Source organism: Caballeronia sp. SL1002, assembly GCF_057814995.1.
Genome location: NZ_JBYMUW010000002.1, coordinates 1,839,140 through 1,853,701, shown reverse-complemented (window position 1 = coordinate 1,853,701; position 14,562 = coordinate 1,839,140). Strand labels below are relative to the sequence as shown.

General features: G+C 61.0%; 11 protein-coding genes. 10 read left to right on the top strand and 1 reads right to left on the bottom strand.

Annotated elements, in window-relative coordinates; translation table 11 throughout:
• Window positions 1–184: 184 nt before the first annotated feature.
• The 10 genes from ftsH to phoR all read left to right on the top strand — a co-directional run bounded on the left by ftsH (window position 185) and on the right by phoR (window position 11,555).
• Window positions 185–2,071, top strand: a complete 1,887-nt coding sequence (gene ftsH / locus AC3D25_RS11100; protein WP_488888452.1) for an ATP-dependent zinc metalloprotease FtsH — start codon at window positions 185–187, stop codon at window positions 2,069–2,071.
• A gap of 211 nt (window positions 2,072–2,282) precedes the next feature.
• Window positions 2,283–3,080, top strand: coding sequence for a dihydropteroate synthase (folP, locus tag AC3D25_RS11095; protein WP_488888451.1), 798 nt, complete (start codon window positions 2,283–2,285; stop codon window positions 3,078–3,080).
• Window positions 3,081–3,222: 142 nt separating this feature from the next.
• Window positions 3,223–4,581, top strand: a complete 1,359-nt coding sequence (glmM, locus tag AC3D25_RS11090; RefSeq protein ID WP_488888450.1) for a phosphoglucosamine mutase — start codon at window positions 3,223–3,225, stop codon at window positions 4,579–4,581.
• Between the two features lie 217 nt (window positions 4,582–4,798).
• On the top strand, window positions 4,799–5,830 hold the full coding sequence (gene pstS, locus AC3D25_RS11085) for a phosphate ABC transporter substrate-binding protein PstS (RefSeq protein ID WP_488888449.1): 1,032 nt from the start codon (window positions 4,799–4,801) through the stop codon (window positions 5,828–5,830).
• A gap of 94 nt (window positions 5,831–5,924) precedes the next feature.
• Window positions 5,925–6,908 (top strand): phosphate ABC transporter permease PstC, encoded by a 984-nt coding sequence (gene pstC, locus AC3D25_RS11080; protein WP_488888448.1) that lies wholly within the window; start codon window positions 5,925–5,927, stop codon window positions 6,906–6,908.
• Between the two features lie 11 nt (window positions 6,909–6,919).
• Entirely contained in the window at window positions 6,920–7,801 is an 882-nt protein-coding gene (gene pstA, locus AC3D25_RS11075) for a phosphate ABC transporter permease PstA (RefSeq protein WP_488889664.1), read from the top strand.
• A gap of 15 nt (window positions 7,802–7,816) precedes the next feature.
• A complete protein-coding gene (gene pstB / locus AC3D25_RS11070) occupies window positions 7,817–8,686 on the top strand; it encodes a phosphate ABC transporter ATP-binding protein PstB (RefSeq protein ID WP_488888447.1) in 870 nt (289 codons plus the stop codon).
• A gap of 35 nt (window positions 8,687–8,721) precedes the next feature.
• On the top strand, window positions 8,722–9,426 hold the full coding sequence (gene phoU / locus AC3D25_RS11065) for a phosphate signaling complex protein PhoU (RefSeq protein ID WP_488888446.1): 705 nt from the start codon (window positions 8,722–8,724) through the stop codon (window positions 9,424–9,426).
• Between the two features lie 37 nt (window positions 9,427–9,463).
• Entirely contained in the window at window positions 9,464–10,165 is a 702-nt protein-coding gene (gene phoB, locus AC3D25_RS11060; RefSeq protein WP_488888445.1) for a phosphate regulon transcriptional regulator PhoB, read from the top strand.
• A 76-nt stretch (window positions 10,166–10,241) separates the two neighbouring features.
• A complete protein-coding gene (phoR, locus tag AC3D25_RS11055) occupies window positions 10,242–11,555 on the top strand; it encodes a phosphate regulon sensor histidine kinase PhoR (RefSeq protein WP_488888444.1) in 1,314 nt (437 codons plus the stop codon).
• Between the two features lie 760 nt (window positions 11,556–12,315).
• Here phoR and ppk1 read toward each other — a convergent pair.
• Window positions 12,316–14,379 (bottom strand): polyphosphate kinase 1, encoded by a 2,064-nt coding sequence (gene ppk1, locus AC3D25_RS11050; protein ID WP_488888443.1) that lies wholly within the window; start codon window positions 14,377–14,379, stop codon window positions 12,316–12,318.
• Window positions 14,380–14,562: the final 183 nt, after the last annotated feature.

Genomic DNA, 14,562 nt, shown 5'->3' with positions numbered 1-14,562 from the left:
CGTCAAATTTGGCGAAAGGCAGTTGAAAGTTTAGGGCTTTGCCCAATATGCCGGAAATCGCGCTCCATCCGCTATTTACGTGGTAGCTAAACGTTATGGCAGGGGTTATCGGACTGGATTAGAATGCTTTAGTGGTGCCGCAAGGCGAATGTAGGCGCCCGTCTATGAGTGAAGGAGTGGTGCTTTGAACAACAATATGTTCTCTAAGGCAGCAGTGTGGCTCGTAATCGCACTGGTGCTGTTCACGGTGTTCAAGCAGTTCGACAAGCCCCGCGTCCAGGAAGGCGTTTCGTATTCGCAGTTCATGGACGACGCGAAAAGCGGGAAAGTCAAGACAGTCACCGTTCAGGGCCGTAACCTCACGGTCACTCCGGCAGATGGTCAGAAATATCAGATCGTGTCCCCCGGCGACATCTGGATGGTCGGCGACCTGATGAAGTACGGCGTGCAGGTCAGCGGCAAGGCCGACGACGAACCGAACGCGCTCGTTTCCGCGCTGTATTACCTCGGACCGACAATTCTCATCATCGGTTTCTGGTTCTACATGATGCGGCAGATGCAGGGCGGCGGGAAAGGCGGGGCGTTTTCGTTCGGCAAATCGCGAGCGCGGTTGATCGACGAGAACAACAACGCCATCAATTTCACCGACGTCGCGGGCTGTGACGAAGCCAAGGAAGAAGTGTCCGAACTGGTCGACTTCCTGCGCGATCCGCAAAAATTCCAGAAGCTTGGCGGGCGGATTCCGCGCGGCGTGTTGCTGGTCGGGCCTCCGGGTACGGGTAAGACGCTCTTGGCTCGCGCGATCGCTGGTGAAGCGAAAGTGCCGTTCTTCAGCATTTCGGGTTCGGACTTCGTGGAAATGTTCGTCGGCGTGGGCGCGGCTCGTGTGCGCGACATGTTCGAGCAGGCTAAAAAGCATGCGCCGTGTATCGTGTTTATCGACGAAATCGACGCGGTCGGTCGCCATCGCGGCGCTGGCATGGGCGGCGGTAACGACGAGCGCGAGCAGACGCTGAATCAGATGCTCGTCGAAATGGACGGCTTCGAAGCGAATTCGGGCGTGATCGTGATTGCCGCGACCAACCGTTCGGACGTGCTCGACAAGGCGCTGCTGCGCCCGGGCCGTTTCGACCGTCAGGTCTACGTCGGTCTGCCCGACATCCGTGGCCGCGAGCACATCATGAAGGTGCACTTGCGCAAGGTGCCGATTTCGAACGACGTCGATGCTTCGGTCATTGCACGTGGTACGCCGGGATTCTCGGGCGCCGATCTCGCGAACCTCGTGAACGAAGCCGCATTGTTCGCGGCGCGGCGCGGCAAGCGGATCGTCGAAATGCAGGATTTCGAGGACGCGAAGGACAAGATTTTCATGGGTCCGGAGCGCAAATCGGCTGTCATGCGTGAGGAAGAGCGTCGCAATACGGCGTTCCACGAGTCGGGTCACGCGGTGGTGGCGAAGCTGTTGCCGCATGCCGATCCCGTACACAAAGTCACGATCATGCCGCGTGGTTGGGCATTGGGCGTGACGTGGCAGTTGCCCGAGCATGATCGTGTGAATTTGTATCGCGACAAGATGCTCGAGGAAATCGCCATTCTGTTCGGTGGCCGGGCTGCGGAAGAAGTGTTCCTCAACTCGATGTCGACGGGTGCGTCGAACGACTTCGAGCGCGCGACCAAGATGGCGCGCGACATGGTGACGCGTTACGGCATGTCCGACGTGCTCGGCACGATGGTTTATGTCGATACCGAGCAGGACGGCATGTTCGGCAAGATGGCGTCGAAGACGGTGTCGGAAGCGACGCAGCAGAAGGTCGATGCAGAGATTCGCCGGATTCTCGACGAGCAATACGGGCACGCCCGCAAGTTGCTCGAAGACAATCGCGACAAGGTCGAAGCCATGACGAAGGCGCTGCTCGAATGGGAAACCATCGATGCAGACCAAATCAGCGACATCATGGGCGGTCGTCCGCCGCGTCCGCCGAAGAACCTGCCGCCGCCGTCGGGCGATGCGCCGGGTAGCGGCAACAGCGGCACGGAAGTGAAGCCGGGCAACGCAACCGCGCCCGCCTGAGTTTCTAGCCGTTCGATCAAGGGCTGGTGTGTTCGCACACCAGCCCTTTTTCATTCAACGCGCACCGAAGCGTCCCGGCACATCGTTTCCTCATGTATTTCTTCAGATAACTCGCTTGATTAATACCCAGTCGCGGTCTTTACTGACCAGAGAACCCGCCACGCCGCTTCGATGCGGTCGGTTCACGCTCGCATTCGATCGCCCGCTCGTGATGGGAATCCTCAACGTAACGCCGGATTCGTTCTCGGACGGCGGTCGATATATTTCGCGCGAACGGGCGATCGAGCGTGCCACGCAGATGCTGGCGGACGGCGCGGATATTCTGGATATCGGCGGTGAATCGACGCGGCCTGGCGCGCCGCCCGTGCCGCTCGACGAAGAACTGGAGCGCGTCGTGCCAATCGTCGAGGCGTTGCGCGGCGCGAACGTCCCGCTTTCGGTCGATACATACAAGCCTGCGGTGATGCGCGAAGCGCTGAAAGCGGGCGCCGACTTGATCAACGATATCTGGGGTTTGCGGCAGGATGGCGCGATCGACGCCGTTAAAGACAGCAATTGCGGCCTTTGCGTGATGCATATGCTCGGCGAACCGCAGACCATGCAGCTTCACGCGCCGGATTATGCAGATGTGGTGCGGGAGGTGCGCGGCTTCTTCGAGGAACGGATCGCGACGCTGACGGCAGCGGGCATCGATCCAGCGCGCATTTGCCTCGATCCGGGCTACGGATTCGGCAAGTCGGTGGTCGAACATAATTACGCTTTGCTGGCGGGCCTGGCCGCGACCTTGCCCGCGGGCTCGCGCTATCCGCTGCTCGCCGGCATGTCGCGCAAATCGATGCTTGGCGCAGTCACTGGGCGCGCGGCGGGCGAACGGCTGGCGGCGAGCGTCGCGGCGGCGGTGTGCGCGGCGGAGCGGGGCGCGGCGATTATCCGCGTTCACGACGTCGCGGCGACCGTCGACGCGCTAAAAGTGTGGCAAGCGGTACGCGAAGCGAGCCGCGCGGAATAAGCCGTCAAGGGGAAAGCTTCGCGGGGTCCCAACGATGGCGAACAAATCTCGATAAAAACGGCGCACGCGCGGGCGCCAATTTCACAAGTACGCAGACGCATAAACACGCGCGTCCCCGTCTGCGCTGGAGGGTCACGGAACAATGGCACGTCGATATTTTGGAACAGATGGTATTCGCGGCAAGGTCGGCGATGCGCCGATCACCCCCGATTTCGTGTTGCGGCTCGGCTACGCGGCGGGCAAGGTGCTGGCCGGCGCGGATCGCTGGGCGGCGAAGGGCGGTCGGCCGACCGTGTTGATCGGTAAGGACACGCGGGTTTCCGGCTACATGCTCGAAGCTGCGCTGGAGTCGGGATTTTCGGCGGCGGGCGTCGACGTGATGCTGGCCGGCCCGATGCCGACGCCCGGCGTCGCGTATCTGACGCGCGCGTTGCGGCTCGCGGCGGGCGTGGTGATCTCTGCCTCGCACAACCCGTATTACGACAACGGCATCAAGTTTTTCTCCGCCGACGGCAACAAGCTGCCTGACGAAGTCGAACTGGAAATCGAGGCGCAACTCGACCAGCCGATGTCTTGCGCGCCATCGGAACGGCTCGGCAAGGCGAAGCGGCTCGACGACGCGGGCGGGCGCTACATCGAATTCTGCAAGAGCACGTTCCCGGCGAGTTTCGACTTGCGCGGCATGAAGCTGGTGGTCGATTGCGCGCACGGCGCGGCGTACGACGTCGCGCCGCACGTGTTCCACGAACTGGGGGCGGAGGTCATCACGATCGGCGCGTCGCCGAATGGCTTCAACATCAACGACGGCTTCGGCGCCACCGCGCCGGATGCGCTCGTGCGCGCCGTACGGGCCAACAACGCGGATCTTGGCATTGCGCTCGACGGCGACGCGGACCGGCTGCAAGTCGTCGATGCGTCGGGCCGCCTCTTCAATGGCGACGAATTGCTCTACGTGCTGGTGAAGGACCGCATCGCGACCGATGGGCAGGTGAACGGCGCGGTCGGCACGCTGATGACGAACATGGCCGTCGAAGTGGCGTTGAAGCAAGCGGGCGTGCAGTTCGTGCGCGCCGCGGTCGGCGATCGTTACGTGCTGGAAAAGCTGCGCGACAACGGCTGGCAACTCGGCGCGGAAGGGTCGGGCCATATCTTGTCGCTGGATCGGCATTCGACCGGCGACGGCATCGTTTCCGCCTTGCTCGTGCTCGCGGCCATGAAACGCAGCGGGAAGACGCTCGTCGAACAGCTCGACGGTGTGACCTTGTTCCCGCAAAAGCTGATCAACGTGCGGATGAGCGCGGGCGCGGACTGGAAAAATAGCGACGCCATCAAAAAATCCATCGCCGACGCCGAACGCGCGCTCGAATCGAGCGGACGCGTGCTGATTCGCGCGTCGGGAACGGAGCCGGTGCTGCGCGTGATGGTCGAGGCTGCTGCCGAAAAAGACGCAATTCGGCACGCGGAAACGATTGCGCAGGTCGTAAAGGACGCAACATCTTAAGTATGTGCTGTAGTGAAAAAAGCCGTTTCCGGGAGACCGGAAACGGCTTTTTGCGTTCTATATCCCAAATTTCGCGCTGGCTTCCCACAATAACGCGGCACGCCTTTCATCGACGTAAGCCCAGTGACACGCTGGCTTCACGGAGAGTCATATTACTGTCACAGTGAAACCCTATCCTTCGGCTTGTCGTGTCATCCGCTCACAACCTGGAGGTCTCATGAAATTGATGCAAACCGCGCTGGCTGGCGTTATTGGTGCTCTCTTCGCCATCTCCGCGCAAGCCGCCGACATTACCGGCGCGGGCAGCACCTTCGCAGCACCGATCTACACGAAGTGGGCCGACGCCTACCAGAAGACCGGCGGCGGCAAGGTCAACTATCAAGGTATCGGCTCGTCGGGCGGTATCAAGCAGATCGTCGCGAAGACGGTCGATTTCGCCGGCTCGGATGCGCCGCTGAAAGACGACGAACTCGAAAAGCAAGGGCTCTTTCAGTTTCCGACAGTGGTGGGCGGCGTGGTGCCGGTCATCAACGTGCCGGGCGTGAAGGCGGGTGAAGTGACGCTGTCGGGCGAAGTGCTCGGCGACATCTACCTCGGCAAGATCAAGAAGTGGAACGACCCGGCGATCGTCGCGTTGAACCCGAAGGCGAAGCTGCCGGATACCGATATCGCCGTGGTCCGCCGCGCCGATGGTTCGGGCACGAGCTTCATCTGGACGAACTATTTGTCGAAAGTGAACACGGAATGGAAGTCGAAGGTCGGTGAAGGTTCGACCGTCAACTGGCCGACGGGCACGGGCGGCAAGGGCAACGACGGCGTCGCCGCGTTCGTTCAGCGTCTGCCGGGCGCGATCGGCTATGTGGAATGGGCGTACGCGAAGCAAAACAAGATGACCTACGTCGACCTGAAGAATGCGTCGGGTACGGTGGTCGAGCCGAAGACGGAGACGTTCAAGGCAGCGGCCGCGGGCGCGGACTGGTCGAAGTCGTTCTACCAGATCCTCACGAACGAGCCGGGCAAGAACGCATGGCCGATCGTCGGCGCGACTTTCGTGTTGCTGCACACGACGCAAGAGAAGGAAGCGCAGGGCGCCGAAACGCTGAAGTTCTTCGATTGGGCGTTCAAAAACGGCAATCAGGCGGCTAACGACCTCGATTACATCTCGCTGCCGGACGCGGTCGTGGCCGAAATCCGCACGCAATGGAAGTCGAAGGTGAAGGACGCTTCGGGCAAGTCGGTTGCGCAATAAGAAGTCTCTAAAACTGTCCTAAGCTGGTTCAGTAGGACGGCAAAAAGCAGCTTTACCGCGCGGCAGGTGCCGCGCGGTTTCTCCGAAGGCTCCCATGTCGGAAATCCATCTCTCGTCGACCCCGCCCTCGAGCCGCGCCCAGCGCGCGCCGAGCCGCCTCGGCGACATTTTTTTCGGCGGTCTCACGCGGCTCGCGGCTGTCGTCACGCTGCTTTTGCTCGGTGGGATCATCGTTTCGCTGATCTACGCGTCGTTGCCGACCATCGAGAAGTTCGGGCTCAGTTTCCTCTGGCGCTCGGAGTGGGATCCTCAAGCCGATGCGTTCGGCGCGCTCGTGCCGATCTACGGCACCATCGCAACGTCGATCATCGCGCTCATCATCGCCGTGCCGGTCAGCTTCGGCATCGCGCTATTTCTGACCGAACTGTCGCCCGCGTGGCTGCGTCGTCCGCTCGGCGTCGCGATCGAACTGCTCGCCGCGATTCCGTCGATCGTCTACGGCATGTGGGGCCTGCTCGTCTTCTCGCCGATCTTCGCCGCCTATTTCGAAAAGCCGCTCGGCCATTTGCTCGGCGACGTGCCGCTGATCGGGCGCTTCTTTCAAGGGCCGCCGATCGGTATCGGCATTCTGTGCGCGGGCGTGATTCTGGCCATCATGATCATTCCGTACATTGCCTCGGTGATGCGCGACGTGTTCGAGGTCACGCCGGTGCTGCTGAAGGAATCGGCGTACGGAATCGGCTGCACGACCTGGGAAGTCATGTGGAAGATCGTGTTGCCGTTCACGCGAAATGGCGTGATCGGCGGTGTGATGCTCGGCCTCGGCCGCGCGCTCGGCGAAACCATGGCGGTGACGTTCGTGATCGGCAATACCAACTTGCTGGATAACGTGTCGCTCTTTTCGCCCGGCAACAGCATCACGTCGGCGCTCGCGAACGAATTCGCCGAAGCGAGTCCGGGCCTGCATACGTCGGCGCTGATGGAACTCGGGCTGATTCTGTTCATCATCACGTTTGTCGTGCTGTCGCTCTCCAAACTCATGCTGCTTCGCCTCGAAAAAGGGGAGGGCGCAAAGTGAGCCAGCCCACGATGAAATTCCCCGGTTCCGAAGACACTGCGCAGATGGAAGCGACGCGCATCAAGTTGCAACGCCGTCGTCGCGGCACCAACGCGGTCGCGCTGGCGATGTCGCTCGCGGCGATGGCGTTCGGTCTCCTGTGGCTCGTGTGGATCCTGTTCACGACGCTCAAGCTCGGTGTCGGCGGATTGTCGGTCGAGCTATTCACGCAATCGACGCCGCCGCCGAACACGGATGGCGGCGGTCTCGCGAATGCGATCGTCGGCAGCCTGATGCTCGTGCTGCTCGCCACGTTCATCGGCACGCCGCTCGGCATTCTGGCGGGCGTGTATCTCGCGGAATACGGCCAGAAGAACTGGCTCGCGAGCCTGACGCGCTTCATCAACGACATTCTGCTGTCCGCGCCGTCGATCGTCATCGGGCTCTTCGTCTACGCGCTCGTCGTCGCGAAGATGGGCCACTTCTCGGGCTGGGCGGGCGTCGTCGCGCTCGCGCTGCTGCAGATTCCGATCGTGATCCGCACGACGGAGAACATGCTCAAGCTCGTGCCGAACGCGCTGCGCGAGGCCGCGTTCGCGCTCGGCACGCCGAAGTGGAAGATGGTGCTGTCGATCACGCTGAAAGCGTCGGTGGGCGGGATCGTGACCGGCGTGCTGCTCGCGGTGGCGCGGATTACCGGCGAAACCGCGCCGCTCTTGTTCACGGCGCTGTCGAACCAGTTCTTCTCGTGGAACATGAACCAGCCGGTCGCGAACCTGCCGGTCACGATCTACAAGTTCGCGATGAGCCCGTTCCCGCAGTGGCAATCGCTCGCGTGGGCCGGTGTGTTCCTGATTACGCTCGGCGTGCTCGGATTGAACATCCTCGCGCGCGTGATCTTCTCGAAAAAGTAAAGGTGGAGTGATTCCATGAATATGGTCGAAAGTGGTGTCAGCCACCTGAACGCGGAAGCGAATACGGTGGAACGCGGCGCGGTTCCGGGCAGTTTCAAGCCGACGCACAGCGCGCCCGCGCTAGATTCGATGAAGCCGAAGATCGAGGTGAACAACCTCAACTTCTTCTACGGCAAGTACCACGCGCTGAAGAACATCAATTTGCGGATTCCGGCGAGCAAGGTGACGGCGTTCATCGGACCGTCGGGTTGCGGGAAATCCACGCTCCTGCGCACGTTCAACAAGATGTATGCGCTTTATCCGGAGCAGCGCGCCGAAGGCGAAATCCTGATGGACGGCGAAAACCTGCTCGACACGAAGCGCGATATCTCGCTGCTGCGCGCGCGCGTCGGCATGGTGTTCCAGAAGCCGACGCCGTTCCCGATGTCGATCTACGACAACATCGCGTTCGGCGTGAAGATGTTCGAGCAACTGTCGCGCTCGGAGATGGACGACCGCGTGGAATGGGCGCTGACCAAGGCGGCGCTCTGGAACGAAGTGAAGGACAAACTGCAGCAAAGCGGCTATGGCCTGTCGGGCGGCCAGCAGCAGCGCCTGTGCATCGCGCGTGGCATCGCGATCCGGCCAGAAGTGCTGCTCCTCGACGAACCGTGCTCGGCGCTCGACCCGATCTCGACGGGGCGGATCGAAGAACTGATCGCCGAATTGAAGAACGACTACACGGTGGTGATCGTCACGCACAACATGCAGCAGGCGGCGCGTTGTTCGGACTACACTGCCTATATGTATCTGGGCGAACTGATCGAGTTCGGCGATACGGAAAAGATCTTCATCAAGCCGGTTCGCAAGGAAACGGAAGACTACATTACCGGTCGCTTCGGCTAATCGCCGCGCCGGAAAAAGGACTACAGGGAGCACACATGTCCGATAAACATCTGTCGAGCCAGTTCGATGCCGACTTGAATGCAGTGTCGTCGAAGGTGCTGGAAATGGGCGGGCTGGTCGAGTCGCAGATCATCAACGCGATGCAGGCGCTCAACACGTTCGATATCGGCATTGCCGACCAGGTGATCGCCGCTGAAACGCGTCTGAACACGATGGAAGTCGAGATCGACGAGGAATGCAGCAACATCATCGCGCGCCGCCAGCCGGCCGCGCGCGACCTGCGTCTCTTGATGGCGATTTCGAAGACCATTACCAATCTCGAACGCGCCGGCGACGAAGCCGAGAAGATCGCGAAGCGGGTGAAGCGTATCAATGAAGACGGCGCGGGCCGCACGGTGAATATCGCGGAAATCAAGCTGTCGGGCGAAATGGCGGTATCCATTTTGCGCCGCGCGCTCGATGCATTCGCGCGCCTCGACACGGTGGCCGCCGCGCAGATCGTGCGCGACGACAAAGCGATCGACGACGAATTCCGCGCCTTCGTGCGCAAGCTCGTCACCTACATGATGGAAGACCCGCGCACGATTTCCGCCGGCCTCGACTATTTGTTCATCGCGAAGGCGGTGGAGCGGATCGGCGACCACGCGAAGAACATCGCGGAGTTCATCATCTACATCGTGAAAGGCACCGACGTGCGCCACATTTCGCGCGACCAGCTCGAACGCGAAGCACTCAGTTAAACCGCTTCACTCTAAATAAAAGGTCACAGAGGTGCCGATGCCCAGCAGCATTCTCGTCATCGAAGACGAACCCGCGATCTCCGAATTGATCTCGGTGAATCTGCAACACGCAGGACATTGCCCGATCCGCGCCTACAACGCGGAACAGGCGCAAAACCTGATTAGCGACGTACTTCCCGACCTCGTTCTGCTCGACTGGATGCTGCCGGGCAAATCCGGCATCGCGTTCGCGCGCGAACTGCGCGGCAACGAGCGCACGAAGCATATTCCGATCATCATGCTGACCGCGCGCGGCGACGAGCAGGACAAGGTGCTCGGCCTCGAAATCGGCGCCGACGACTACGTGACCAAGCCGTTCTCGCCGAAGGAACTGATGGCGCGGATCAAGGCGGTCTTGCGCCGCCGCGCGCCGCAATTGACCGAGGACCTGGTCGCGATCAACGGACTGCGCCTCGATCCGGCGACGCATCGCGTAGCGGCGAGCCATTCCGGCAGCGACATCAAGCTCGATCTCGGCCCGACGGAATTCCGGCTGCTGCATTTTTTCATGACGCATCCGGAGCGCGTGCATAGCCGCACGCAATTGCTGGATCAGGTGTGGGGCGACCATGTGTTCGTCGAGGAACGCACGGTCGATGTGCATATCAAGCGGCTGCGCGCGGCGCTCAAGCCCGCTGGCTGCGATGCTATGATCGAAACGGTGCGCGGCAGCGGCTACCGGCTGGCAAAGAGCGCCTGAGCGCCTGATCGGTTCGCCGTTCAAGCGCCGACGCACGCACGCGCCAGACGCCTTTCACTCGTTTTTCCGCTAATACATGAACATCATCTGGGCGCGTTCGCTCGTGTCCCTCGCGTTGCTTGGCGGACTGAGCGCTATCGTCGGCGCGCTTTTTGGCGTGCGGGCGGCGCTCGTCTTCGCCGTCGTCATGCTCGTCGTGCAGAGCTTCTTCAGCACCTTTCACACGCAACGTCTCTGGCGTCTGCTCGATGCGCCGGTCTACGGCGAAGTGCCGAGCGCGCCCGGCATCTGGGGCGAAATCTATTACCGTCTGCACAAGCTCGCGAAGCGCTGGCATGCGCAGGTGCGCCAGGTCGAACAGCAGCATTCGCGCTTCATCCAGGCGATTCAGGCGTCGCCGAACGGCGTTGCGATGCTCGACGACCGCGATCAGATCGAGTGGTGCAACGCGATCGCCGAGAACCATTTTGGGCTCGATGCCAAGCGCGATTTGCGCCAGCACATCACGCATCTCGTGCGTCAGCCCGACTTCGTGCGGTACCTGAATTCGCATCATTACGAAGAGATGCTCGTGATGCGCGGCATGGGTGCGGACCGGCATAACGTGTTGTCGGTGCAGGTGTTTCCTTACGGCGAAAACCGCAAGCTGGTCTTGACGAACGACATCACCGAAATCGAGCGCACGGATTCGATGCGTCGCGATTTCGTCGCGAACGTGTCGCACGAACTGAAGACGCCGCTGACCGTGCTGTCCGGTTTCCTCGAAACGATGCGGGAGATTCCGCTCGGCGAGGCTGATCGCGGGCGGTATCTGGAGATGATGGAACAGCAGGCCGTGCGCATGCAGAACATCGTGCGCGATTTGCTGGTGCTCGCGAACCTTGAAGGCGACGCGCGTCCGCCGGGCGACGAATTGCTCGACATGCGCGCGGTGCTGCGCCATCTCGAAGACGATGCGAACAGCTTGTCGGGCGGCCGTCACCGCATCACGTTCCACGCCGATGAAGCGTTGACGCTGGCGGGCGCCGAGACGGAGATCGTGAGTGCGCTCGGCAATCTCGTGACCAACGCGGTGCGCTATACGCCGGATGGCGGCACGATCGACGTGACGTGGCGGCGCGTGCAGGATCGCGCGGTGTTTTCGGTGCGCGATAGCGGGTTGGGGATTCCGGCGGAACATATACCGCGTTTGACCGAGCGGTTTTATCGCGTGGATCGGAGCCGGTCGAGGGATACCGGTGGCACGGGGCTGGGGTTGGCTATCGTCAAGCATGTGTTGCAGAGGCATCACGCCGAGCTTGATGTGAAGAGTGAGGAAGGGCGCGGGAGTACGTTTGCTGTGCGGTTTCCGGCTGCACGGACGGCTTTTCGGCGGTCTATAGCGGTTTGATTTGGCGCTGGCGCTTGGACGGGTTGTTCTATACGCCGTCTGATGCGCTTGTGCTTTTCTTGGAACTTGCTTTCGTGTCGGTTTATTAGCACGCCGCTATGCGCGGCAGCAGTCACTTTCTTTGCTGCTGCAAAGAAAGTAACCAAAGAAAGCAGCTTATCCGCCTAAGTGTCCACCTCGAATAACCTTGCGGATAGGCACGCAGGCTGACTATGGCAACTCGCATTCGTTGCTATTGGCACAGCACCTGTCAGTTCCATCCTCGCTGCGCGAGGACGACGGGCATAACAAAAAACCGGCGGTCAGCGGCCGGTTTGGTTCGTGCGGTTATGCCTTACCGACAGGCATTTATGCCTGTCGGGATGGATGAGCGGCTCCACTCTGTTTAGTGGTGCGACGCCACGGCTGTTCTATCGCACCACTCCCGGAAACGGACAGTGGTGGACACTTAGACGGATAAGCTGCTTTCTTTGGTTACTTTCTTTGCAGCAGCAAAGAAAGTGACTGCTGCCGCGCATAGCGGCGTGCTAATAGACCTACACGAAAGCAAGTTCCCAAGAAGCACACGCAAACAAAAGCAAAGAGCGCCAGCGAACCAAAACCCGAGCAAGTTCCCAGAAAGCGCACGCAAACAAAAGCAAAGGGCGCCAGCGAACCAAAACCCGAGCAAGTTCCCACTAAGCACACGCAAACAAAAGCAAAGGGCGCCAGCAAAGCCCAAGCACACGCATAACCGAACCGCGCCAGCATAAACAAGGCGCTAGGAACAAAACTTCCCCAACAACCCCAACTGCGCGTTGCGCATCGACTTCCCCGGCCGCCGCCGCTTATAGTGCCCGTCGCTTTGCATGAGCCACGCCGACTGGTTATCGCCGAGAAACGCCGACAAACCTTCCGCAATCACGCGACGCTTCAAACGCCGGTCATTCACCGGAAACGCCACCTCGACGCGTCGGAAGAAATTCCGGTCCATCCAGTCGGCGCTGGACAGATAGACATTCTCGCCGCCATTCGCGTAGAAATAATAAATGCGGTGATGCTCCAGAAACCGCCCGATGATCGAGCGCACCGTAATGTTCTCGGACAAATCGGCCACGCCCGGCTTCAGCGCGCACACCCCACGCACGATCAAATCGATCTTTACGCCCGCCTGCGATGCCTCGTACAGCGCGGCAATAACCGTCGGCTCCAGCAGCGCGTTCATCTTCGCGACAATGCGCGCGCGCCGTCCCGCCCGCGCGTGATCGGCCTCGGCGCGGATCGCGTCGATCAGCTTCGGATGCAACGTGAACGGCGATTGCCACAACTGATGCAACTGCAACTCGCCGCCGATCCCGGTGAGCTGCTGAAACACGTGATGCACGTCTTCGCAGATGGACTGATCGGCGGTCATCATGCCGAAATCGGTATAGAGGCGCGCCGTGCGCGGATGGTAATTGCCCGTGCCCAAATGCGCGTAACGCTTGAGCGTCATGCGCCCGTTCTGGGCGACACGCCGCACGATCAACATCATCTTCGCGTGGCATTTATGGCCGACCACGCCGTACACCACGTGCGCGCCGACCGCTTCGAGCTGCGACGCCCAGTTGATGTTCGTTTCCTCATCGAAACGCGCGAGCAGTTCCACCACCACGGTCACTTCCTTGCCGTTGCGCGCGGCCTGCATGAGCGCGTCCATCAGCGGCGAATCGGTGCCGGTGCGGTAGATGGTCTGCTTGATCGCCACCACATGCGGATCCTTGGCCGCCTGCAACAGCAGTTCGAGCACGGGCTGAAAGCTTTCATACGGATGATGCAGCAGGACATCGCCCTGATCGATCACGTCGAAAAGGCTCGCCGCATTCGCGATCGCCTTCGGCACAGCCGGGATGTGCGGCACGAACTTGAGGTCCGGCCGATCCACCATTTCAGGCAACTGCATCAAGCGCACGAGATTCACCGGCCCGTTCACGTGATAGCAGTCGCGATCGTTCAGCTGACTCTCGTCGAGCAGACGCCGGATCATGTGCGGCGGCGTCTCCGCCGACACTTCGAGCCGCACCGCGTTACCCAGATGCCGCGCGGGCAATTCGCCCTGAAGCGCGACTCGCAGGTTGGTGATTTCGTCTTCATCGACGAACAATTCGCTATTGCGCGTGATGCGAAACTGGTTGCAGCTTCGCACGTGCAGATGCGGAAACAGTTCTTCGACAAACCGCTGCAGCAGCGAACTCAGCAACACGAAGCCGTGCGGATAGCCCGAAAGCGCTTCCGGCATACGCACGAGGCGCGGCAGGGCGCGCGGCGCCTGCACGATGCCCATCATCGCCTGGCGGCCGAACGCGTCCTTGCCTTCGAGTTCGACGACGAAGTTCAGGCTCTTGTTGAGCACGCGCGGAAACGGATGCGCGGGGTCGAGTCCGATCGGCGTGAGGACTGGCAGCAGCTCGTTCTGGAAGTAGTCGCGCGCCCAGTCGGTCTGCGCTTCGCTCCACGTCTCGACACCATGAAAATAGATACCCTCGCTTTCGAGCGCGGGCAGCACGGTGTCCTGCAGCATCGCGTATTGCTGGCGCACGAGCCGGTGCGCGCGTTCCACCACGAGGCCGTAGACATGCTGCAGCGACATGCCGTCGGGCGAGAGCGTGCCGGGATTGTCGCGGATCTGCTCTTGCAGACCGGCCATGCGGACTTCGAAGAATTCGTCGAGATTGCTGCTGGTGATGCAAATGAAGCGCAGCCGTTCGAGCAACGGCACCGAGGTATCGGCGGCTTGTGAAAGCACGCGTTCATTAAAACCCAGAATGCCCAGTTCGCGGTTCAGTAAGGGATAGCGGATGGACATCGGCGAAAAGTGTGGTGGGTCGAGAGGACAAAGGAACGTTGGAAAATCCCACAGTAAGATGACGCCTTGATGACATACGAAGTGTCACAAATTCTTCGCGGAAAGGGAATAGCGTCGCGAAAGCGCGGCCGTCGCGTCGACCATGCGCCCGGCCGCTTAGAATAGAATTGCTGCAGCGCCGCG